22 protein-coding genes are annotated in these 20,014 nt (G+C 67.0%); 15 read left to right on the top strand and 7 right to left on the bottom strand.

The features are described 5' to 3' along the window. Positions 1 to 88: 88 nt before the first annotated feature. From ACRDNQ_RS01210 to ACRDNQ_RS01195, 4 genes are all read left to right on the top strand, one after another. The gene (locus tag ACRDNQ_RS01210; RefSeq protein WP_431826796.1) at positions 89 to 223 is read left to right on the top strand and encodes a hypothetical protein; all 135 of its coding nucleotides are present in this window, start codon (positions 89 to 91) and stop codon (positions 221 to 223) included. A gap of 145 nt (positions 224 to 368) precedes the next feature. Next, on the top strand, positions 369 to 704 hold the full coding sequence (locus ACRDNQ_RS01205) for a GYD domain-containing protein (RefSeq protein WP_431826795.1): 336 nt from the start codon (positions 369 to 371) through the stop codon (positions 702 to 704). Positions 705 to 828: 124 nt separating this feature from the next. Next, on the top strand, positions 829 to 1,011 hold the full coding sequence (locus tag ACRDNQ_RS01200; RefSeq protein WP_431826794.1) for a hypothetical protein: 183 nt from the start codon (positions 829 to 831) through the stop codon (positions 1,009 to 1,011). A gap of 68 nt (positions 1,012 to 1,079) precedes the next feature. Continuing rightward, positions 1,080 to 1,286: a CTP synthetase gene (locus tag ACRDNQ_RS01195; RefSeq protein ID WP_431826793.1), complete on the top strand. Its 207-nt coding sequence runs from the start codon at positions 1,080 to 1,082 to the stop codon at positions 1,284 to 1,286. A gap of 958 nt (positions 1,287 to 2,244) precedes the next feature. On the opposite strand, the gene ACRDNQ_RS01190 is transcribed toward ACRDNQ_RS01195, so the two are convergent. Then, positions 2,245 to 3,003: an alpha/beta fold hydrolase gene (locus tag ACRDNQ_RS01190; RefSeq protein ID WP_431826792.1), complete on the bottom strand. Its 759-nt coding sequence runs from the start codon at positions 3,001 to 3,003 to the stop codon at positions 2,245 to 2,247. 57 nt (positions 3,004 to 3,060) lie between these two features. On the opposite strand from ACRDNQ_RS01190, the gene ACRDNQ_RS01185 reads away from it, so the two are divergent. Then, a complete protein-coding gene (locus ACRDNQ_RS01185; protein WP_431826791.1) occupies positions 3,061 to 3,432 on the top strand; it encodes a hypothetical protein in 372 nt (123 codons plus the stop codon). Here the strand turns inward: ACRDNQ_RS01185 and glyA are convergent. Beyond that, positions 3,429 to 4,724, bottom strand: a complete 1,296-nt coding sequence (glyA, locus tag ACRDNQ_RS01180; protein ID WP_431826790.1) for a serine hydroxymethyltransferase — start codon at positions 4,722 to 4,724, stop codon at positions 3,429 to 3,431. The two genes, ACRDNQ_RS01185 and glyA, sit on opposite strands and share 4 nt — an antisense overlap. A 179-nt stretch (positions 4,725 to 4,903) precedes the next feature. On the opposite strand from glyA, the gene ACRDNQ_RS01175 reads away from it, so the two are divergent. Together ACRDNQ_RS01175 and ACRDNQ_RS01170 are read left to right on the top strand one after the other, a co-directional pair. Continuing rightward, complete coding sequence (locus ACRDNQ_RS01175) at positions 4,904 to 5,665, top strand: NAD kinase (protein WP_431826789.1); 762 nt, start codon at positions 4,904 to 4,906, stop codon at positions 5,663 to 5,665. A 68-nt stretch (positions 5,666 to 5,733) separates the two neighbouring features. Further along, the gene (locus ACRDNQ_RS01170) at positions 5,734 to 6,159 is read left to right on the top strand and encodes a diacylglycerol kinase (RefSeq protein WP_431826788.1); all 426 of its coding nucleotides are present in this window, start codon (positions 5,734 to 5,736) and stop codon (positions 6,157 to 6,159) included. A gap of 4 nt (positions 6,160 to 6,163) precedes the next feature. On the opposite strand, the gene rimO is transcribed toward ACRDNQ_RS01170, so the two are convergent. Then, complete coding sequence (gene rimO / locus ACRDNQ_RS01165) at positions 6,164 to 7,531, bottom strand: 30S ribosomal protein S12 methylthiotransferase RimO (protein ID WP_431826787.1); 1,368 nt, start codon at positions 7,529 to 7,531, stop codon at positions 6,164 to 6,166. A 153-nt stretch (positions 7,532 to 7,684) separates the two neighbouring features. On the opposite strand from rimO, the gene ACRDNQ_RS01160 reads away from it, so the two are divergent. Both ACRDNQ_RS01160 and ACRDNQ_RS01155 read left to right on the top strand, forming a co-directional pair. Next, positions 7,685 to 8,176, top strand: coding sequence for a transglycosylase SLT domain-containing protein (locus ACRDNQ_RS01160; RefSeq protein ID WP_431826786.1), 492 nt, complete (start codon positions 7,685 to 7,687; stop codon positions 8,174 to 8,176). A 153-nt stretch (positions 8,177 to 8,329) separates the two neighbouring features. After that, positions 8,330 to 9,322: a fatty acid desaturase gene (locus ACRDNQ_RS01155; RefSeq protein WP_431826785.1), complete on the top strand. Its 993-nt coding sequence runs from the start codon at positions 8,330 to 8,332 to the stop codon at positions 9,320 to 9,322. Between the two features lie 38 nt (positions 9,323 to 9,360). On the opposite strand, the gene ACRDNQ_RS01150 is transcribed toward ACRDNQ_RS01155, so the two are convergent. Further along, positions 9,361 to 9,930 carry a GcrA family cell cycle regulator gene (locus tag ACRDNQ_RS01150; RefSeq protein ID WP_431826784.1) on the bottom strand — a complete coding sequence of 190 codons (570 nt, stop codon included), beginning with the start codon at positions 9,928 to 9,930 and terminating at the stop codon, positions 9,361 to 9,363. Between the two features lie 123 nt (positions 9,931 to 10,053). On the opposite strand from ACRDNQ_RS01150, the gene ACRDNQ_RS01145 reads away from it, so the two are divergent. The 3 genes from ACRDNQ_RS01145 to argF all read left to right on the top strand — a co-directional run bounded on the left by ACRDNQ_RS01145 (position 10,054) and on the right by argF (position 13,198). Next, complete coding sequence (locus ACRDNQ_RS01145; protein WP_431826783.1) at positions 10,054 to 10,857, top strand: ABC transporter permease; 804 nt, start codon at positions 10,054 to 10,056, stop codon at positions 10,855 to 10,857. 232 nt (positions 10,858 to 11,089) lie between these two features. Then, positions 11,090 to 12,259 (top strand): aspartate aminotransferase family protein, encoded by a 1,170-nt coding sequence (locus tag ACRDNQ_RS01140; RefSeq protein ID WP_431826782.1) that lies wholly within the window; start codon positions 11,090 to 11,092, stop codon positions 12,257 to 12,259. A gap of 12 nt (positions 12,260 to 12,271) precedes the next feature. Further along, positions 12,272 to 13,198, top strand: coding sequence for an ornithine carbamoyltransferase (gene argF / locus ACRDNQ_RS01135; RefSeq protein WP_431826781.1), 927 nt, complete (start codon positions 12,272 to 12,274; stop codon positions 13,196 to 13,198). Between the two features lie 78 nt (positions 13,199 to 13,276). On the opposite strand, the gene ACRDNQ_RS01130 is transcribed toward argF, so the two are convergent. The 3 genes from ACRDNQ_RS01130 to bhcR all read right to left on the bottom strand — a co-directional run bounded on the left by ACRDNQ_RS01130 (position 13,277) and on the right by bhcR (position 16,362). After that, on the bottom strand, positions 13,277 to 14,920 hold the full coding sequence (locus ACRDNQ_RS01130) for a CTP synthase (RefSeq protein WP_431826780.1): 1,644 nt from the start codon (positions 14,918 to 14,920) through the stop codon (positions 13,277 to 13,279). Between the two features lie 162 nt (positions 14,921 to 15,082). After that, complete coding sequence (gene secG, locus ACRDNQ_RS01125) at positions 15,083 to 15,439, bottom strand: preprotein translocase subunit SecG (RefSeq protein WP_431826779.1); 357 nt, start codon at positions 15,437 to 15,439, stop codon at positions 15,083 to 15,085. Positions 15,440 to 15,534: 95 nt separating this feature from the next. Continuing rightward, a complete protein-coding gene (gene bhcR, locus ACRDNQ_RS01120) occupies positions 15,535 to 16,362 on the bottom strand; it encodes an HTH-type transcriptional regulator BhcR (RefSeq protein ID WP_431826778.1) in 828 nt (275 codons plus the stop codon). Positions 16,363 to 16,600: 238 nt separating this feature from the next. On the opposite strand from bhcR, the gene bhcA reads away from it, so the two are divergent. From bhcA to bhcC, 3 genes are read left to right on the top strand one after another with little or no spacing between them, the layout of a single operon-like run. Then, the gene (gene bhcA / locus ACRDNQ_RS01115; protein WP_431826777.1) at positions 16,601 to 17,815 is read left to right on the top strand and encodes an L-aspartate--glyoxylate aminotransferase BhcA; all 1,215 of its coding nucleotides are present in this window, start codon (positions 16,601 to 16,603) and stop codon (positions 17,813 to 17,815) included. An 11-nt stretch (positions 17,816 to 17,826) separates the two neighbouring features. Further along, a complete protein-coding gene (gene bhcB / locus ACRDNQ_RS01110; protein WP_431826776.1) occupies positions 17,827 to 18,801 on the top strand; it encodes a beta-hydroxyaspartate dehydratase BhcB in 975 nt (324 codons plus the stop codon). Between the two features lie 12 nt (positions 18,802 to 18,813). After that, on the top strand, positions 18,814 to 19,977 hold the full coding sequence (gene bhcC / locus ACRDNQ_RS01105) for a 3-hydroxy-D-aspartate aldolase BhcC (RefSeq protein ID WP_431826775.1): 1,164 nt from the start codon (positions 18,814 to 18,816) through the stop codon (positions 19,975 to 19,977). Positions 19,978 to 20,014 lie beyond the last annotated feature (37 nt).

The following is a 20,014-nucleotide window of genomic DNA, read 5'->3' as shown; positions in this document are numbered from 1 at the left end:
TAGGGTGCGTGCTCGCACGCACCATCGATCCCCCTCCCGCGCTCACCTATGGTGCGTGTGAACACGCACCCTACCACATAGGCCCAACATGAAACCTCCCCATGACTGGCGAAAGTCCCCCGGACACCTGATCGCGATCGTCGCGGTCTTCTCGGGGATCGGAACCATCTACGGGGACGAGTTCTTCTCGTGGCTCTACCGGCTTCTGGGGATCGAGCGTTAGCTCGGGGAGGTAGCCCCCTTCTGCAACCCGGTTCACACCCGCCCCCGCCCGATCCGTGCTACACTCCCCCCGGGGGACTGCGGGCCGGATCGGCCTCGCGATGGTGCGGACCACCGGAAGCGCGCCCCCCCGGGAGGGACCAGCCATGCCCAGACACATCATCACCGGCTGCTATACCGCGTCTGCCATGAAGGGAATGATGGCGCATCCAAGCGACCGCGGGGCGGCCGCGGCCAAGATCGCGGCGGCCGGGGGCGGCACGCTCGAGCAGTACTACGTCACGACCGGCCCCAGCGACTTCCTGATGGTCGTCTCGACCGACAGCCCCGACATCGACGGGCTTATGGCCGCGCTCATGGTGGCGGGCGGATCGGGCGCGATCACGAACATCCAGACGGTCCGCGCCCTGACCACCGACGAGTTCACGGCCATCCAGAAGAAGGCCGGGCAGATCGCCTCGGCCTATGCCGCCCCGGCGTGACCCTGGCCTGACCCGGGCCTGACCCGCGCGGCGCGTCCGGGCCCCTTCCGGGCGCGCCACCGTTAACCCACCGTTCATCTGCCGGCCCCAATCCCGCCACAAAGCCGCGGTATTTTGCCTGTCCATGCGTGGACCGCTTCTCATCGCGATCGCCCTGGCCGCCGGGTATGTGTTCTTCTCGGGGAACGCCATCTCGCGCCACACGGTCACCGGCAAGGGCGGCGGCGCGGGGATCGAAAGCTACATGAACGCCAGCGGCCGCGCCTCGGGCGGGATCCGCAACGCGGCGGCGGGGCTGTTCAAGTAAACTTCGGATTGCCGCCGACCTGACGCATGTCAATGCGCCACACATGCGCCTTCGCTAATGTCTTTCCCATGACATTCCACACGGGGGAAGGCGCCATGCTGCCGCTCATGCTGATCATCCACATCTTCCTTGGCTCGACCATCGCGGGTTCGGCCATCATCCTGGCGCTGGTGCTGGGCTACGACACGCTTGTGCCCATCGCCATCGCCGGCATCGCGGGATTCGTGCTGTCCTTCCCGGTCAGCTGGATGGTCGCCAAGCGCCTGTCGGACTGATCCGGGCCGGTCGCGGCCTTCGCAGGCGCAGAAAGACGGGGGCCGCGCCGGGCCTTTTCGGCGGGGTCGCGGGATTTCGACCAAGTGCCCCCGACGGCGTCGGAAATCCCGCTTATCCACAGGCTTTTCCAGAGGAAAATCAAAGCTTTATCCCCATGAAATTTCGATGCTGCAGTGCTTTTTCCTTGCGGGAATCGGGGCTTGGCGCAACGGTTGGATCACCGCAACGGGCCTTCGGGAACCGGGCGGGGCGCAAGACCCGGACGATCGGGGCGCGGCGTAACGGGACTTCGGAACCGGGCGGCGCGGCAGATCGGCCAGGGCGGCGGAACGGGCCGGCATCTTTCTTCGGAAAGCGGTCGGAACCACCGGCGGCCAGGGTCAGAGCGCGTCGCGGACGGACCTCGGTCCGAAAGCGGCTCCGCAGGTCCGCAAGGACAGGCGGGTTGAGACGGACGCCCCCTTCGGGCGGCGCTCCCGATCAGGAAGGCGTCAGGGTGTGCCGCGAGGCACGATGCGAAGACCGCGTCTGAGCACCTGGCGCCTTTTTCCTGTCTAACGCTCCCCCCCCCAAGAACGCACAGGGCCCGGGTGCCATTCGACCCCCGAGCCCCTTCAGCGTCAGCTGATGCATTACCGCGTCCATGCACCTGTAGGGGCACACATACACGCGAACGCGCAGACGATCAACCATATCTGGTGGCCTCACAGCGCCGATCGGCAACAAATCGACATCCCTACCAGAACTGGGGCCGGCTCTCGCCTGCGTCGCCGCGCAGGGACGGGAGACCATCGCTTGGCGCGGGATCGTGGCGCATCCGGGCCTTGTCCCGTCCAAGAGCGAGGCCGCCGCGCTGCGCCGCGCGCAACCCTTTCGCCTGTCTCGAAGCCTCCCGCGAGCGGCTGCGCACCCCTGCCGGGCTGCGCGACTGTGCCCGACAGCTCGGGCCCCGAGCGCTCAGGCGTCTAGAAAGGCGCGCACCGCGGCCTCGAACTCGCGCGGGTGGTCGGCATGCAGCCAGTGCCCCGCGCCGGGGATCTTCGCGAACCGTGCCTTGGGGAACTGGACGCGGATCGGCCCGCGATGTTCGGGGCGGACATAGTCGCTTTCGGCCCCGGTCAGGAACAGCGTCGGCCCTTCGAAGGTGCCGGGCGTCCCGGGCCAGCCCAGGATCTTCGGCATCTCGGCCTCGAGCGTGTCAAGGTTCAGTCGCCAGGCCCGCGCCGGGACGTCGAGCGATTGCAGCAGGAAGGCCCGCACGCCGGGCTCGTCGATCGCCCGGGCAAGTTGGGCGTCGGCGTCCGAACGCTTTTCGACCCGCGACAGGTCGACCGACCGCATCGCGTCGATCATGCGCTGCTGGCTGTGGCCATAGGCCACCGGTGCGATGTCGGCGACGACCAGCTTGCGCACCTTGTCCGGCGCGGTCAGCGCAAGCTGCATCGCCGCCTTGCCGCCCATCGAATGGCCCAGAACGTCGGCCGCCCCGGACGACAGCCCGTCGATCAGGTCAGCCAGATCCGCCGCCATGTCGGGATAGCCGTGTTGTTCCGTCCAGGGGCTGGCCCCGTGATTGCGCATGTCGACGGTCACCACATGCCGCGTGTCCGACAACCGCCGGGCGATGGCCCCCCAGTTGCGTCCCGAGCCGAAAAGCCCGTGACCGATGATCAGCGGCGGTCCGCCCGCCGTCCCGAAATCCTGTCGCTCCAGCATGCCGCTTCCCATAGCGCGCGGCTTGCGCTATCGCCAGAGCATTCCGGGGGGACAACGATGCAGGCCGACAAGCTGGACGCCCGCGCGGGCGAACTGAGCGAAAAGATCGCGACGGGTCTTGGCATTCACGGCAAGAGCCTTGAGGACAGCGCCCGCAAGGCGGGGCGCGCCCTGCCCGCCCGGGTCCGCGACAGGATCGCCGTCATCGCCGAAGCGCGCGCGGTGCGCGGCCACCCCAAGCTTGAACGCCAGATCGACGAGGCCGGGATCGAACGGGCCTATCGCGACGCGGCCCACTACCTCGATAGCCTCGACTACAAGGCTAGCCGGCGAAGGGCGATGCTCGACACGCTGTCGCTCATCGCGTTCCGCCTGCTGGTCGTCCTTGTTCTGATGATCGCGGTTCTTGCCTGGCGCGACCTGATCTAGAGCTTGGGGTAGACCGGGAACCGGGCGCAAAGCGCGACCACCTCGGCCTTCACCTTGTCCTCGACCGCGGCATTGCCGTCTTCGCCGTTCGCGGCAAGCCCGTCGACCACCTCGACGATCCAGTCCGCGATCTGGCGGAACTCGGCCTCTCCGAAGCCGCGCGTCGTGCCCGCGGGCGACCCAAGGCGGATGCCGCTCGTGATCGTCGGCTTCTCGGTGTCGAAGGGGATGCCGTTCTTGTTGCAGGTGATGTGCGCCCGGCCCAGCGCCTTCTCGGTCGCGTTGCCCTTCACGCCCTTGGGACGCAGGTCGACCAGAAGAAGGTGGCTGTCGGTGCCGCCCGTCACGATGTCGAGTCCGCCCTTCACCAGCTGATCGGCCAGCGCCTTGGCATTGGCGATGACCTGACGCTGGTAGGTCTTGAACTCAGGCCGCAGCGCCTCGCCGAAGGCCACCGCCTTGGCGGCGATGACATGCATCAGCGGCCCGCCCTGGATGCCGGGGAAGATGGCCGAATTCACCTTTTTCGCGATCTCTTCGTCGTTGGTCAGGATCATCCCGCCGCGCGGCCCGCGTAGGGTCTTGTGCGTGGTTGTGGTCACGACATGGCAATGCGGGAAGGGCGAGGGATATTCGCCCGCCGCGATCAGGCCGGCGTAGTGGGCCACGTCCGCGAGAAGCCAGGCGCCGACGCTGTCGGCGATCTCGCGCATCTTCGGGAAGTCGAGTTGCCGCGGAATGGCCGACCCGCCGGCAATGATCAGTTTGGGCCGATGCTGGGACGCAAGCTCGGCGATCTGGTCATAGTCGACCCGCAGATCCTGCTTGCGCACCCCGTACTGGACGGCATTGAACCACTTACCCGACTGGTTCGGCCGGGCGCCGTGGGTCAGGTGCCCGCCGGCATCGAGGCTCATGCCCAGGATGGTGTCGCCCGGTTGAAGAAGCGCGGTGAAGACCCCCTGGTTGGCCTGGCTCCCCGAATTCGGCTGCACATTGGCGAAGCCGCAGCCGAACAGCTGGCAGGCGCGATCGATCGCCAGGCTTTCGGCGATGTCGACATACTGGCAGCCGCCGTAATAGCGCTTGCCGGGATAGCCCTCGGCATACTTGTTGGTCATCACCGACCCCTGCGCCTCCATCACGGCGGCCGAGACGATGTTTTCGCTGGCGATCAGTTCGATCTCGTCGCGCTGGCGGCCAAGCTCGGACCGGATCGCGGCCGCGATCTCGGGGTCGCGCGAGGCGAGGGGCTCGGTGAAAAAGCCAGCGTCGCGATGCGGGGCATTCATGGGCGTCTCCTGTCAGGGGGCAGCGTTGGTCGGTCTCATACCGCCAAATAGCCCGCGCAGAAAGCCTGCAAAGCGCCCTTCGATACGCGGTTTGCGCCATGCGCGCCGGGACGCCAGTCTTGTGTTTCCGTTCGGCGCGCGCGATGTCTTGTCGGAAACAGGGACAGTGGAACGTCAGAATGGCCGCGAAGATCGCCTTCCGGGCAAGCGGATCCGAGGTGGCCCAGGCCGCCTTCAAGACGCTACAGGCGCGCTATGGCGATGTCCCGGCCAGCGCTGCGGACGTGATCGTGGCGCTTGGCGGCGACGGCTTCATGCTCGAGACACTGAACGCGACCATCGACCTCGACACGCCGGTCTACGGGATGAACTGCGGCACCATCGGCTTTCTGATGAACGAATACGCCGAGGACGGGTTGCCGGACCGCGTCGCGGCCGCCGAAGAGGCGACGATCAACCCCCTGCGGATGCGGGCGGGAACCGCCGATGGCACCGTGCACGAAGCGCTGGCGATCAACGAGGTGTCGCTTCTGCGCGCCGGACCGCAGGCCGCGCGGCTGAAGATCTCGGTCGACGGTCGGACCCGGATGGAAGAACTGGTATGCGACGGGGCGCTCGTGTCGACCCCCGCCGGCTCGACCGCCTACAACTATTCGGCGCATGGGCCCATCCTGCCGATCCAGTCCGAAGTGCTGGCGCTGACCGCGATGGCGGCTTTCCGCCCCCGGCGCTGGCGCGGGGCGTTGCTGCCGAAGACGGCGCTCGTGCGTTTCGACATCCTCGAACCCGAGAAGCGCCCGGTCATGGCCGACGCCGACAGCCGTTCGGTGCGCGATGTCCGCTGGGTCGAAGTCCGCAGCGAACCGGCGATCACCCACCGGCTGCTGTTCGATCCCGGGCACGGCCTGGAAGAGCGGCTTTTGCGCGAGCAGTTCACCTGAAGCCACGCTTGCCCCAAGGTCGCCGGCAGGGATAGCTTCGGCGGGCAAGGGGAACACGGGATGAAGGGATGACCGAGCACCCGAAGGGCACGCCGCCCGAAGAACTGCGCACAGCCGCTTCGGACATGGGCGAGACGCGGTATTTCTTCCATCGGCTCAAGCTTCGCACCCTGTGGTCCTGGGACGGCCTCGCCGAGACCTGGCGGACCGAGTATTCCTTTCGCACCTGGGTCGTGGCGAACGCGCTTTCCGCGGCGCTTGCCTTCGCGCTGCCCCTGTCAACGGGCGAGCGCGCGTTGATCCTGGCGCTGGGTCTTCTGGTCCTCGTGGTCGAGCTTCTGAACACCGCCGTCGAGCGCGCGGTCGACTACATCTCGACCGCGTCGCACCCGCTTGCGAAGGCGTCGAAGGACGCGGCGAGCGGCGCGGTCGCCGTCGCGGCGGTGGCGGCGGGCCTTGCCTGGGCGGTGATCCTCTGGGGGCTCTACGGCTGAGGCGTCAGACGCGGCGGCCCCAAAGGTCGTAGTCGCCCGCCTCGTCCACCTCGACGGTGACGATGTCGCCGGGGGCAAGCCCCTCGAAGCCGTCGTCGATGAAGAGGTTGCCGTCGATCTCGGGCGCGTCGGCTTTCGTGCGGCAGGTCGCGGCCTCGTCGTCGACGGTGTCGACGATCACCTCGATCCGGCGGCCCACCTTCGCGGCAAGCTTCGCCGCCGAGATCGCCTGCGCCTTTTCCATGAAGCGGTGCCAGCGGTCGTCCTTCACGTCCTCGGGCACGTGATCGGGCAGCGCGTTCGACCGCGCGCCGGCGACGTTTTCATAGCGGAAGCATCCGACCCGGTCGAGTTGCGCGACGTCAAGCCAATCAAGCAGCGTCTGGAATTCGGCCTCGGTCTCGCCCGGGTAGCCGACGATGAAGGTCGACCTCAGCGTGATCTCGGGGCAGATCGACCGCCATTCCGCGATCCGATCAAGCGTCTTCTCGGCCGCCGCCGGGCGGGCCATGCGCCGCAACGTGTCGGGATGCGCATGCTGGAACGGAATGTCGAGGTAGGGCAGCACCAGACCCTCGGCCATCAGCGGGATCAAGTCGCGGACATGAGGATAGGGATAGACATAGTGCAGCCGCACCCATGGTCCGAGCGACCCCAAATCGCGGGCAAGATCGGTGATATGCGCACGATGCCCCCGGTCCTCGGCATGACGGATGTCGACGCCATAGGCCGACGTGTCCTGGCTGATCACCAGCAGTTCCTTCACGCCCGCCTCGACCAGCTTCTCGGCCTCGCGGATCACGGCATGGGCGGGGCGGCTGACAAGTTTGCCGCGCATGTCAGGGATGATGCAGAAGCGGCAGCTGTGATTGCAGCCTTCGGAAATCTTCAGATAGCTGTAGTGCCGCGGCGTGAGCTTGACGCCCGAAGGCGGCAGAAGGTCGATGAACGGATCGGGCGCGGGCGGCACCGCGGCGTGGACGGCGTCGAGCACCGCCTCGTATTGCTGCGGGCCGGTGACGGCCAGGACCTTCGGATGCGCGCCGGTGATGTATGCGGGCTCGGCCCCGAGGCAGCCGGTGACGATGACGCGGCCGTTTTCCTTCAGCGCCTCGCCGATGGCTTCGAGGCTTTCCGCCTTGGCGCTGTCGAGGAAGCCGCATGTGTTCACGATCACCGCTTCGGCGCCCGCGTAGTCGGGGCTGATCGCATATCCCTCGGCCCGAAGGCGCGTCAGGATGCGCTCGCTGTCGACCAGCGCCTTGGGGCAGCCAAGGCTGACCATGCCGATCGTCGGCTGGCCCTCGCGCCGCGTCTCGGGAACGGCGGCGTGGGCGATGTCGGGACGCAGGTCGGGCGGGTTCGTGGTCATGGCTGCGCCCTATAGGGCATGCCCGGGCCCGTGGGAAGAGAGTGGGAGATGGCGGAATATTGCCGACGGGTCCGCGGCTGCCCTTCTGCCGTCTTGCCCGGATCGGCCGCCCGAGGCTAGCGTCGCGTCAACAGGCAGGAACCGGGACAGTCCATGCACAAGATCTTGCGTCGCTTCAGCGTCATCGCAATTCCGCTGATCCTTGCCGCGTGCGGCGCTCCAGAGACGGTGACACGGGCGGCACCCCAGTCGCTCTATCCAGGCGAGACCATGGAAATTCGCGCGCTCGTGGATCAGTACGCCGACTATTACGACGTGCCGCCCTCGCTTGTGCATCGGGTGATCCAGCGCGAAAGCGATTATCGGGCCGAGGCCCGCAATGGCCCCTACTACGGCATGATGCAGATCCTGCCGGAAACGGCGCGGGCCATGGGGTTCAAGGGATCGCCGTCCGACCTTCTGGATGCCGAAACCAACCTGCGCTACGCGGTGCGCTATCTGCGGGGGGCGTGGCTTGTCGCCGACGGTGACGAGGCCGAGGCCGTCGGCTGGTACGCGCGCGGCTACTACTATGAAGCCCGCAACCGCTGCCTGCTGGTCGAAACCGGGCTTCGCGCGAGCGAGGTCGCGCGCCACTGTCGCTGACCACGGGCGTCGACCACGGGCGCTGACGCCTGTCCCGACGGCCGGGGCACCATGTCTTGAAATTCATACGAAACTTGCCGATCTTGCGCAGGGCGAAACATCGGGTCGCGGGACCGATTCCCGGGCCCTGGTTCGATGGGCGGAAGACGATCGATGACAACGATCAGACAGGCGACCATTCCCTACTGCGCCAAGGATGACCGGATCGGTCTTCTAAGCTATTTCGGGTCGTTCGCGGCCTACTTCGCCACGCTCTGGCTGGCGTTGAGCCTTTCCCAGTTCTGGTGGCTGGCCGGCCCGCTGATCATCGTCAACGCTTTCGCCGGGGTCCGGCTTTACGTGCTTCAGCACGATTGCGGACACCACTCGCTGTTCGAGAAGAAGCGTTGGAACGATCTGGCGGGACACGGGCTGTCGACCTTCACGCTGACGCCCTATCGCGCGATGCAGGTCAACCACAACACGCATCACGCGCATCTGGGCAACCTCGACCACCGCGACTCGGGCGAGATCCACACGATGACGGTGCGCGAATGGAACGAGGCCGGAACCTGGACACGCCTGGCTTACCGTCTGTACCGCAACCCCCTGTTCCTGCTGCCCGTCGGCGGCCTTTTCACCTACCTTGTGCGGTATCGCTGGCCTAAGAACGCCGGCCGTATCGGCTGGATGGGGGTGATGGCGCACAACGCAGCGCTGGCGGCGTGGGTCGGGCTGATCTGGCTGGGTTGGGGGACTGCGGGGCTGTTCGTCTGGCTGGCGACGGTCTTCGTGGCCGGCGTGATCGGCGTTTTCCTTGTCTTCCTGCAGCACAACTTCGAGGACACCTGGTGGGACCGCAAGCCCGACCTCTCGATCGAGAAGGCGGCGCTTCAGGGGTCGTCGGCGCTCGATCTCGGGCATTGGTGGGACATCGGCACCTGCAACATCGCCTATCACGACCTGCACCACTTCAACCCCCGCATCCCCAGCTACCGGCTGCGCAAGTGCCACCGCGCCCTGCGCGAGGACTTCGGCCTGCGCACGATCGAGTGGCCTGAAGCGATCCGGTCGTTCCGTCTGAAGCTTTGGGACGAGGACACGCAGCGCCTTGTGCCCTTCCCCAAGGAAGGCGAAGGCGTCCGGGCCACGATCCCGGCCGAGTGATCCCGCCCGGATGATCGTGGGGCCGCGCCTCAGCGCGATCAGCGGCGCCTGTCGCGGCGGCTCGACATCGGCTGGAAGGCGACGCCCACATGGGCCTCGCAATAGGGCTTTCCAGGTTGCGCCGGCAGGCCGCAGAACCAGAAATCCTCGGTCGCCGGGTCGCCGATCGGCCATTTGCAGGTCCGCTCGGTCAGCTCCATCAGGGTGATCCGGCGGGCCTTCTTCTCGATCTCGCGGACGGAGGCGAGGGCCTCGGGGCTGATCTCGTTGGCCGAGGGTTGCGGCGGCAGGGGCTGCCCTGCGGTGATCACCGGCTTGCGCGCCACCGGCGCCGCCGATTGCGCAGGGCGCGTCTCTTCGGGTTTCGGATCGGGCTTGACGGCCGTCGGCTTGGGCGCGGGCGCCGGATCGGCCTTGGCCGCGGGCTTGGGCGTCTCGGGTGCCTTCGCCGGGGCCGCGCCCGACCGGTTCGACAGCCCCAGACGGTGCACCTTGCCGATCACGGCGTTGCGGGTCACACCGCCCAGTTCCTTGGCGATCTGGCTGGCCGACTGTCCTTCGGACCACATCTTCTTCAGCTGCTCGACCCGTTCATCCGTCCAGGACATCGAAAACCCTTGCCTCATGCCCGGGCGCCGTCGGCGCGGGGGCTTGTCTCATGCGAAGTCCCTATTCTAGTCACGGTGGGGGGAGTTACAAGCGGCGCAGGCAGCAAAAGGACAGACCATCGCATGGCGGACTTCGTGGAAATGGGCATCCGGCGCTTCGGGCGGTGGAACCGTCTTGGGCTATACACCCTGGCCGAGCGCGAGGTGCGTCGCTTTCTCAACGTCTGGAGCCAGACCCTGCTGGCCCCGCTGGCGACCGCGGGTCTGTTCCTTGCCGTCTTCGCGCTGGCGATCGGACCCGCGCGAGGCGCGGTGATGGGGGTGCCTTTCCTGCATTTCCTCGTCCCCGGCATCATCATGATGACGGTGATCCAGAACGCCTTCGCCAACACCTCGTCCTCGATCGTGATCTCGAAGGTGCAGGGCAACATCGTCGACACGCTGATGCCGCCCCTGAGCCCGGCCGAACTGGTGGCGGGCTATGTCGCCGGCGGCGTCGTGCGCGGCGTTCTGGTCGCGCTGACGACCGGCGTCGTGCTGCTTCTTCTGACCGGCTCGGGCCTTGCCCACCCGGTCTGGGCGGCGGTCTTCGTGCTGCTTGGGGCAACGATGCTGTCGGGTCTGGGCATCGTCGCGGCGATCCATGCCGACAAGTTCGACCAGATGGCCGCCATCACCAACTTCGTGGTCACGCCGCTCGCCTTTCTGTCGGGCACCTTCTATTCGATCGAGGCCCTGCCCGGCGGGCTGCAATGGCTGATCCACCTCAACCCCGTGTTCTACCTGATCGACGGATTGCGCCATGGCACCATCGGCGTCTCGGACAGCTCGCCCTGGCTGGGGCTGCTGGTCTGCACGGTCACGACCGCCGCGATCCTTGCCCTGTGCTGGCACTGGTTTCGCACCGGCCACAGGATGAAGGCCTGACGGCCCGCCCCGGCGCGGAAGACCGCGCCCTCGGCTTGGGGGCTGGACAGGCCCGGGGCAGCAGGCTATCGGATCGCCATGATCGCTGGGACCCCGGATATCCGACGCCGCCGACGCTGACCTGTCAGCCTGCGATCCCTTGCGCCTGTGGGCGCAGCCTTACATCCTCAAATCGTTGACTTGGCCGCCCGCCACTGGCACCCCTACGGCCTGCACTTCAAGGACACGACCCATGATCCCGTCCATCCTGCCGACCTACAACCGCGCGCCTTTCGCCTTCGAGCGGGGCGAGGGCACCTGGCTTCAGGCGACGGACGGGCGACGCTTCCTCGATCTTGGCGCGGGCATCGCGGTCAACGCGCTTGGCCATGCCCACCCCGCGCTTGTCGCGGCGCTGACCGAACAGGCGGGCAAGCTCTGGCATGTCTCGAACCTTTACCAGGTGCCCGAGCAGCAGCGGCTGGCCGACATGCTGGTGGCCGAGACCTTCGCCGACACCGTGTTCTTCACCAACTCGGGTACCGAGGCCTGCGAACTGGCGGTGAAGATGGTGCGCAAGTACTGGTACGAGAAGGGCGAGGACCGCGTCGACATCGTCACCTTCGACGGCGCCTTTCACGGCCGGTCGAGCGCGGCCATCGCCGCGGCCGGGTCCGAGAAGATGACGAAGGGCTTTGCGCCGCTTCTGCCGGGCTTCGTGCACCTGCCCTGGGGCGATCACGAGGCGCTGCGCGCTGCCGTCACCGACCGGACCGCCGCGGTGCTGATCGAACCGGTGCAGGGCGAAGGCGGCATCCGCCCCCTGCCCGACCAGTGCCTGAAGGGCCTGCGTGATCTTTGCGACGAAACCGGCGCGCTTCTGGTGCTGGACGAGGTGCAGTGCGGAATGGGCCGCACGGGCAAGCTCTTCGCCCATGAATGGGCGGGCGTGACGCCCGACATCATGATGGTGGCCAAGGGCATCGGCGGGGGCTTTCCGCTGGGCGCCGTTCTGGCGACCGAAGCCGCGGCGGCCGGCATGACGGCCGGCACCCATGGGTCGACCTATGGCGGCAACCCGCTGGCCTGCGCGGTCGGCGCCGCCGTGATGGAAATCGTGGCCGATCCGGCTTTTCTGGACACCGTCAACCGCAAGGCCGGCGCCCTGCGCCAGAAGCTCGAAGGGCTGGTCGCAAGCCACCCCAAGGTCTTCGAGACGGTGCGCGGATCGGGCCTGATGCTGGGGCTGAAATGCCGGGTGCCGAACCTTGACGTCGTGAAGGCGGGCTATGACGCGGGCGTGCTGACGGTCGCCGCCGCCGACAACGTGGTGCGCATCCTGCCACCGCTGACCATCTCCGACGACGAAATCGCCGAGGCGCTGACACGCCTCGATCGGGCCGCCTCGGCGCTGGCGGCCTGAAGGAGCGGGCGCATGAGACATTTCCTCGACATCCACAAGACCGACCCCGCCGACCTTCGCGCGATGATCGACCGGGCGCATGCGATCAAGCAGGCGCGGGCCGGCCGGCCCAAGGCCGCCCCCGACGACGACAAGGCCCTCGACGGTCGGATGGTCGCGCTGATCTTCGAGAAGCCCTCGACCCGGACACGCGTGTCCTTCGACGTGGGCGTGCGCCAGATGGGGGGCGAAACGCTGGTCCTGTCGGGCAGCGACATGCAGCTTGGCCACGGCGAAAGCATCGCCGACACGGCGCGGGTCCTCAGCCGGTATGTCGACCTCATCATGATCCGCACCTTCGAGGAATCGACGCTTCTCGAACTGGCCGAACATGCGACCGTTCCGGTCATCAACGGGCTGACGAACCGCACCCACCCCTGCCAGATCATGGCCGACGTCCTGACCTTCGAGGAACACCGGGGGCCGATCGCGGGGCGCAAGGTGGTCTGGACGGGCGACGGCAACAACGTCTGCGCGTCCTTCCTGCATGCCGCGGGGCGCTTCGGTTTCGACATGACCTTCTCGGGCCCCGAGCAGCTTGACCCCGAGGCCGCGTTCATCGACCTCGCCCGGCGCGAAGGCGCGACCGTGACGATCGAGCGAGATGTCGAGAAGGCCGTTGCCGGCGCCGACCTGATCGTCGCCGACACCTGGGTTTCGATGCACGATGCCCAGTCCACCCGCGAACGTCGCCACAACCTGCTGCGCGCCTACCAGGTGAACGAAGCGCTGATGCAGAAGGCCGGGCCGCAGGCGGTCTTCATGCACTGCCTGCCCGCCCATCGCGGCGAAGAGGTGACAAGTGCGGTGATGGACGGGCCGCAGTCGGTGGTCTTCGACGAGGCCGAGAACCGCCTGCATGCCCAGAAGGCCATCCTGCGCTGGTGCCTTCAGGTCTGATCGCAGGCGGCGGGCGGCGGATCTGCCCCGGTCCCGCCCGGTGCCGCGGTTCCCGCGTCCGCCTTTGCCGGCCGCGCCTCAGACCAGCCGCTCGACCTCTTTCGCGGCGCGGATGAAATCCGCGAACAGCGGATGCGGCGCAAAGGGCTTGGACTTCAGTTCCGGGTGAAACTGGACGCCGATGAACCAGGGATGGTTCTTGTGCTCGACGATTTCGGGCAGGCGGCCGTCGGGCGACATGCCCGAAAAGCACAGGCCGGCCGACTCTAGCTTGTCGCGATACTTGATGTCGACCTCGTAGCGGTGGCGGTGGCGTTCCTCGATCACCGTGGCCTCATAGACCTCGGCCACCTTCGAGCCTTCGGCAAGGTGCGCGGTGTAGGCGCCCAGCCGCATGGTTCCTCCCTTGTCGTCGTCGACCTTGCGCGCCACCGTCTGGTTACCCTGCACCCATTCCTTCAGGTGATAGACCACGGGCGTGAACCGCTTGCGCCCGGCTTCATGGTCGAACTCCTCCGAGCCCGCGTCGGCCAGACCGGCAAGGTTCCGCGCGGCCTCGATCACCGCCATCTGCATGCCAAGACAGATGCCGAGATAGGGGATGTCCTTCTCGCGGGCGAACTGCGCGGCGCGGATCTTGCCCTCGGTGCCGCGTTCGCCGAAGCCGCCGGGCACGAGGATCGCGTTGAAGCCTTCAAGCCAGGGCGCGGGGTCTTCGCGTTCGAAGATCTCGGCGTCGATCCATTCGGCGCGCACCTTCACCCGGTTGGCCATGCCGCCGTGCGTCAGCGCCTCTGCGATCGACTTGTAGGCGTCTTCCAGCTGCGTGTACTTGCCGACGATCGCCACGCGCACCTCGCCCTCGGCGTTGACGATCCGGTCCATCACGTCTTCCCAGCGCGCGAGGTTGGGCCTCGGCGCGGGCGAGATGCCGAAGGCATCGAGAACGGCCTGATCCAGCCCCTCACGGTGATAGGCCAGCGGTGCCTCGTAGATCGTCGACAGGTCATAGGCCGCGATCACCGCGTCCTTGCGCACGTTGCAGAACAGCGCGATCTTCTCGCGCTCCTTGTCGGGGATCGGGTGTTCGGACCGGCACACCAGCACGTCCGGCGCAAGACCGATCGACTGAAGCTCCTTCACCGAATGCTGGGTGGGCTTGGTCTTCAGCTCGCCACTGGCCGCCAGATACGGCAGCAGCGTCAGGTGCATCAGGATGCACTGGCCGCGCGGATGCTCGTGAATGAACTGGCGGATCGCCTCGAAGAACGGAAGCCCCTCGATGTCGCCGACGGTGCCGCCGATCTCGCACAGCATGAAGTCGACCTCGTCCCCGCCGATACGAAGGAAGTCCTTGATTTCATTGGTAACGTGCGGGATCACCTGGATCGTCTTGCCCAGGTAGTCGCCGCGCCGCTCTTTCTCGAGGACGTTGGAATAGATGCGCCCGGACGAGATCGAATCCGTCTTGCGCGCCGACACCCCGGTGAAACGCTCGTAGTGGCCAAGGTCCAGGTCGGTCTCGGCGCCGTCGTCCGTCACGAAGACCTCGCCATGCTCGAAGGGCGACATCGTCCCCGGATCGACGTTCAGATAGGGGTCAAGCTTGCGCAGCCGCACCGAATAGCCGCGGGCCTGCAGAAGCGCGCCGAGGGCGGCCGAGGCCAGCCCCTTGCCAAGGGAGGAAACGACGCCGCCGGTGATGAAGATGTATCGTGCCATGTGGGCGGCGACCCCCCGTGATTATGTGCCAGCGCTGCGCCGATCCAGGGTTCCGGAAACGCAGCATCACGGGATTTGACCGATAGACGATTCGCCTCGGTCCCGCAATATCTGGGGTGTCCAAAGGCCCACCCCCAATTTGTTGTGGCTATTCGACCGCGCTCACTCGACGGGTGGCGGCGCGAGCGGCGCATCGCCCGAGGGCGGCGGCAGAAGGCCGTCGGCATCGGGAAGTCCGGTTGCCGGCGCGCTTGGCGTCTCGACCCCCAGCCGGTCCAGCACCGACGTGTCCGCCGAGTTCCGCGCCGCAAAGATCGTCAACGTGATCGAGGTCGCGATGAACGCGATGGCGAACGCCCAGGTCAGCTTGCCCAAAGCGGTCGCGGCGCCACGCGAACTGACCAGCCCGCCACCGCCACCACCCATTCCAAGCCCGCCGCCTTCCGACCGCTGAAGCAGCACGACGCCGATCAGGCAGAGCGCCAGGATCAGGTGGACGATGAGAACGACGTTTTCCATTCAGGCGCGGCCTTCAACCCTTGGATCGGCGGGTATGTATTCGTTGCCGGGCCGACCCGCAACCCTGAACTGCTGCCCCCGGCGAGTGACGGGGATCAGGGGAGGCGCGCCGGGGTGCCGCCCATCGCCTCGGTGATCTCGGCGGCTGCCTGCATCACCCGCGCCCCCTTCCCGTCCAGGCTCGCCGCATCAAAGCGCACCGCCGGGCCTGAAATCGACACGCCCGCGATCGGATCGCCATGGACGTTCCAGACCGGGGCGGCGATGCACCGCATGCCCTGATAGCGCTCTTCGTCATCGAAGGACCAGCCGCGCGCCCGCGTGCGGGACAGATCCTCGTGCAGCGCCTCGGGGTCGGACAGGGTCTTGGCCGTGAACTCGGGCAGGCCCTGCCGGCGCAGGATCTTGTCGGCACGCGCCCGGTCGTAGGCCGACAGAAGCGCCTTGCCGATGCCCGAGGAATGCATGGGCACCCGTGTCCCTGCCCGAAAGAAGGCCCGGATCGGGTTCGCCGTGTCGACCTGGGCCAGGAACACCACCTCGCCCCCGTCCTCGATGGCAAGGTTCGCGGTCTCGCCCGTGTCCTCGACCAGCCGCCGCATGGGTTCGCGCGCGACATCCACGATGTTGGTGCGCCGCGTGAAGGCGCTGCCGATGCGGAAGGCCTCGACCCCGATCTGCCACTCCTGCGTGGCGTCGGCGAAATCGACCATTCCGTGCGACTGAAGCGAAACAAGCACCCGGTGCGCGGACGAGGCCGGCACATTGGCGCGGTCGGCCAGTTCGGTCAGCGTCGCGTCGCCGTCGCGCGCCAGCGATCGCAGAAGAACCACGGCCCGGTCGATGGCCTGCACGCTGCCGACATCGGCCGGGGCGCTGCGCGGGCGGCCCCGGGCGCGGCGGTTCTGGGCGATTTCGTTCATGGTCTGCTCCGGGATGAATTCCGTGGACTGTTGCCGCCGACCGTGACCCGCGGCAGCGCGGCAATCAATGGAAAAATTTTCCGCTCAATTGAAAATCTGAAAAGTGGAAAATCATAATTCTGTTGTTTTTCAGTATACTGATTGCAAACTAATACACAGTGAAATATTTTTCCAGAAAAATTGCAAAATCTGCCGGCGGGCGTCATGTTGCCGCTTGTCCGTTCAGGGAGGAAGCAGGATGTCACGTCACGCCCCCGCACTTCGCGACCAGAACCCGGTCTTCATCCCGGGCCCGACCAACATGCCCGAGGCGCTGCGCCACGCGATGAACACCCCGACGTCCGACCATCGGGCGCGCGACTTTGCCGAGTTTCTGGGCCCGCTGCTTGCCGACCTGAAGACGGTGTTCAAGACAGAGACCGGACAGATCGTTACCTTTCCGGGCAGCGGCACCGGCGGATGGGAAGCCGCGGTGTCGAACACGCTGTCGCCCGGCGACAAGGTTCTGATCGCGCGCTATGGCATGTTCTCGCATCGCTGGATCGACCTCTGCCAGCGTCACGGGCTTGACGTCGAGATCATCGACTGCGTCTGGGGCACCGGCGCGCCCGCCGACCGTTTCGGCGAACGGCTTGGCGCCGACGCGGACCACACGATCAAGGCGGTCCTCGTCACCCACAACGAAACCGCGACCGGCGTGAAGTCCGACATCGGCGCGGTCCGCGCGGCGATGAACGCCGCCGGCCATCCGGCACTGCTGATGGTCGACGCGGTGTCGTCGCTGGCCTCGATGGATTTCCGCATGGACGATTGGGGCGTCGATCTGGCCGTCACCGGCAGCCAGAAGGGCTTCATGCTGGCCACCGGCATCGCCATCGTCGGCGTCAGTCAGAAGGCCATGGCGGCGATGGAAACGGCGACGCTGCCGCGCACCTACTTCGATTTCCGGGACATGACCCAGGCCAATGCCCGGGGCGGCTATCCCTATACCCCACCGCTGCAGCTTCTGCACGGGCTGCGCGCAAGCGTCGACATGCTGATGGCGGAAGGCCTCGACAACGTGTTCGCCCGCCATCACCGGATGGCTGAAGGCGTGCGTCGGGCCGTGGCGGCCTGGGGGATGAAGCTCTGCGCGGCCGAGCCGTCGCTTTATTCCGACACGGTCAGCGCGATCTACGTGCCCGACGGCTTCGACAGCAACCGGCTGACCGATCACGCCTACGACACTTACGGGATGAGTTTCGGCGTTGGCCTTGGTCAGATGAACGGCCGCGCCTTCCGCATCGGGCATCTGGGCAGCCTGACCGAGCCGATGGCTCTGTCGGGACTTGCCACCATCGAAATGGCGATGGCCGACCTCGGCTATCCGATCACACTGGGCTCCGGCGTCGCGGCGGCGCAGGAGTTCTGGCGCGCGGGCGGCAAGGTCGCCGCCGCGCAGGCCGCCGCGTGAAGGAGGCATCGATGAACGACATGACCCCGCCCGCCGTGATCCCCACCTACGACGACGTTGTCGCCGCGCACGAGCGGATCCGGCCCTACATCCACCGCACGCCGATCCTCACCTCGAGCTACTTCAACGAACTGACCGGGGCCGAGTTGTTCTTCAAGTGCGAGAACTTCCAGAAGGCCGGCGCCTTCAAGGTGCGCGGCGCCTCGAACGCGGTCTTCGGCCTCTCGGACGAGATGGCGAAAAGGGGCGTGGCCACGCATTCCAGCGGCAACCACGCACTGAGCCTGTCCTACGCCGCCGGGCGGCGCGGCATTCCCTGCCATGTCGTGATGCCCCGCACCGCGCCGCAGGCCAAGAAAGACGCCGTGCGCGGCTATGGCGGCCTCATCACCGAATGCGAACCCTCGACCTCGTCGCGCGAGGCGGTCTTCGCCCAGGTCCAGGCCGCGACCGGGGCCGAGTTCGTGCATCCCTACAACGACCCGCGCGTGATCGCCGGTCAGGGCACCTGCTCGCGCGAGCTGGTCGAGCAGGTCGAGGGGCTTGATGCGGTGATCGCACCGATCGGCGGCGGCGGCATGGTGTCGGGCTGCTGTCTGACGCTGTCGAACATCGCGCCTGGCGTCGAGATCTACGCCGCCGAGCCCGAGCAGGCCGACGATGCCTATCGCAGCTTCAAGGCCGGCCACATCATCGCCGACGACGCGCCCGAGACCGTCGCCGACGGGCTGAAGGTGCCGCTGAAGGACCTGACCTGGCATTTCGTGTCGCACCACGTCACCGACATCCTGACCGCCAGCGAGCAGGAGATCATCGACGCGATGAAGCTGACCTGGAAGCGCATGAAGATCGTGATGGAAGCCAGCTGCGCCGTGCCGCTGGCCACCATCCTGAAGAACCCCGAGACGTTCCGCGGCAAGCGCGTGGGCGTCATCATCACCGGCGGCAATGTCGACCTGGACACGCTGCCCTGGATCAAGGCCTGAGGAGACATCCCGATGAACGCACCGACCAAATTCGATGGCCTCGAAGTGGGCTATGACATCCCCGCACTGCCCGGCATGGACGAGGCGGATATCCAGACGCCCTGCCTGGTCCTCGACCTTGGCGCGCTCGAGCGGAACATCAAGAAGATGGGCGATTATGCCAAGGCGCATGGCATGCGCCACCGGGTGCACGGCAAGATGCACAAGTCCGTCGACGTGGCCAAGCTGCAGGAATCGCTGGGCGGCGCGGTCGGCGTCTGCTGCCAGAAGGTCAGCGAGGCCGAGGTCTTCGCCCGCGGCGGAATCAAGGACGTGCTGGTGTCGAACCAGGTGCGCGACCCCGCCAAGATCGACCGGCTGGCGCGGATGCCGAAGCTTGGGGCACGCACGATCTGCTGCGTCGATGACCTTGCGAACGTTGCCGACTTGTCTGCGGCGGCCGTGAAGCACGGCACCACGATCGAGTGCCTGGTCGAGATCGACTGCGGCGCAGGGCGCTGCGGCGTGACGACGACGCCCGCGGTGGTCGAGATCGCGCGTGCGATCGACGCCGCCCCGGGACTGAAGTTCTCCGGCATCCAGGCCTATCAGGGCGCGATGCAGCACCTCGACAGCTACGATGACCGCAAGGCCAAGATCGGCATCGCCGTGGCGATGGTGAAGGACGCGGTCGATGCGCTGAAGGCCGAGGGCCTGGAGTGCGACATCGTCGGCGGTGGCGGCACCGGCAGCTACTATTTCGAGTCGACGAGCGGCGTCTACAACGAGCTTCAGTGCGGCTCCTACGCCTTCATGGACGCGGACTACGGGCGTATCCTCGACAAGGAGGGCAAGCGCATCGACCAGGGCGAGTGGGAGAACGCCCTCTTCATCCTGACCAGCGTGATGAGCCACGCCAAGCCCGGCAAGGCGATCGTCGACGCGGGCCTCAAGGCGCAGTCGGTGGATTCGGGTCTTCCCGTGATCTTCGGTCGGACGGACGTGAAATACGTCAAGTGCTCGGACGAGCACGGCGTGGTCGAGGATCCGGACGGCGTGCTGACGGTCAACGACAAGCTGCGCCTGGTGCCCGGGCACTGCGACCCGACCTGCAACGTGCACGACTGGTACGTGGGCGTCCGCAACGGCAAGGTCGAGGTCGTCTGGCCGGTGTCGGCGCGCGGGAAGGCCTATTGAGCTGATCGCCCGAACCGGGGCCCGGCAGGGCCCCGGC

The organism is Saliniferula longa (assembly GCF_050789285.1).
In the GTDB taxonomy this organism is placed as follows: Bacteria; Pseudomonadota; Alphaproteobacteria; order Rhodobacterales; family Rhodobacteraceae; genus CAVPWP01.
The sequence above is the reverse complement of the archived record's forward strand: the minus strand, read 5'-3'. Positions and strand labels throughout refer to the sequence as shown.

What these genes read in the sequence shown, in the direction of transcription:
- secG (WP_431826779.1), bottom strand. Translation starts at nt 15,439, where the DNA reads ATGGAAAACGTCGTTCTCATCGTCCACCTGATCCTGGCGCTCTGCCTG.
- ACRDNQ_RS01210 (WP_431826796.1), top strand. Translation starts at nt 89, where the DNA reads ATGAAACCTCCCCATGACTGGCGAAAGTCCCCCGGACACCTGATCGCG.
- ACRDNQ_RS01175 (WP_431826789.1), top strand. Translation starts at nt 4,904, where the DNA reads ATGGCCGCGAAGATCGCCTTCCGGGCAAGCGGATCCGAGGTGGCCCAG.
- bhcC (WP_431826775.1), top strand. Translation starts at nt 18,814, where the DNA reads ATGAACGCACCGACCAAATTCGATGGCCTCGAAGTGGGCTATGACATC.
- argF (WP_431826781.1), top strand. Translation starts at nt 12,272, where the DNA reads ATGAGACATTTCCTCGACATCCACAAGACCGACCCCGCCGACCTTCGC.
- ACRDNQ_RS01170 (WP_431826788.1), top strand. Translation starts at nt 5,734, where the DNA reads ATGACCGAGCACCCGAAGGGCACGCCGCCCGAAGAACTGCGCACAGCC.
- ACRDNQ_RS01155 (WP_431826785.1), top strand. Translation starts at nt 8,330, where the DNA reads ATGACAACGATCAGACAGGCGACCATTCCCTACTGCGCCAAGGATGAC.
- ACRDNQ_RS01150 (WP_431826784.1), bottom strand. Translation starts at nt 9,930, where the DNA reads ATGTCCTGGACGGATGAACGGGTCGAGCAGCTGAAGAAGATGTGGTCC.
- ACRDNQ_RS01200 (WP_431826794.1), top strand. Translation starts at nt 829, where the DNA reads ATGCGTGGACCGCTTCTCATCGCGATCGCCCTGGCCGCCGGGTATGTG.
- bhcR (WP_431826778.1), bottom strand. Translation starts at nt 16,362, where the DNA reads ATGAACGAAATCGCCCAGAACCGCCGCGCCCGGGGCCGCCCGCGCAGC.
- rimO (WP_431826787.1), bottom strand. Translation starts at nt 7,531, where the DNA reads ATGACCACGAACCCGCCCGACCTGCGTCCCGACATCGCCCACGCCGCC.
- ACRDNQ_RS01205 (WP_431826795.1), top strand. Translation starts at nt 369, where the DNA reads ATGCCCAGACACATCATCACCGGCTGCTATACCGCGTCTGCCATGAAG.
- bhcA (WP_431826777.1), top strand. Translation starts at nt 16,601, where the DNA reads ATGTCACGTCACGCCCCCGCACTTCGCGACCAGAACCCGGTCTTCATC.
- ACRDNQ_RS01145 (WP_431826783.1), top strand. Translation starts at nt 10,054, where the DNA reads ATGGCGGACTTCGTGGAAATGGGCATCCGGCGCTTCGGGCGGTGGAAC.
- ACRDNQ_RS01195 (WP_431826793.1), top strand. Translation starts at nt 1,080, where the DNA reads ATGACATTCCACACGGGGGAAGGCGCCATGCTGCCGCTCATGCTGATC.
- bhcB (WP_431826776.1), top strand. Translation starts at nt 17,827, where the DNA reads ATGAACGACATGACCCCGCCCGCCGTGATCCCCACCTACGACGACGTT.
- ACRDNQ_RS01160 (WP_431826786.1), top strand. Translation starts at nt 7,685, where the DNA reads ATGCACAAGATCTTGCGTCGCTTCAGCGTCATCGCAATTCCGCTGATC.
- ACRDNQ_RS01140 (WP_431826782.1), top strand. Translation starts at nt 11,090, where the DNA reads ATGATCCCGTCCATCCTGCCGACCTACAACCGCGCGCCTTTCGCCTTC.
- ACRDNQ_RS01185 (WP_431826791.1), top strand. Translation starts at nt 3,061, where the DNA reads ATGCAGGCCGACAAGCTGGACGCCCGCGCGGGCGAACTGAGCGAAAAG.
- glyA (WP_431826790.1), bottom strand. Translation starts at nt 4,724, where the DNA reads ATGAATGCCCCGCATCGCGACGCTGGCTTTTTCACCGAGCCCCTCGCC.
- ACRDNQ_RS01130 (WP_431826780.1), bottom strand. Translation starts at nt 14,920, where the DNA reads ATGGCACGATACATCTTCATCACCGGCGGCGTCGTTTCCTCCCTTGGC.
- ACRDNQ_RS01190 (WP_431826792.1), bottom strand. Translation starts at nt 3,003, where the DNA reads ATGCTGGAGCGACAGGATTTCGGGACGGCGGGCGGACCGCCGCTGATC.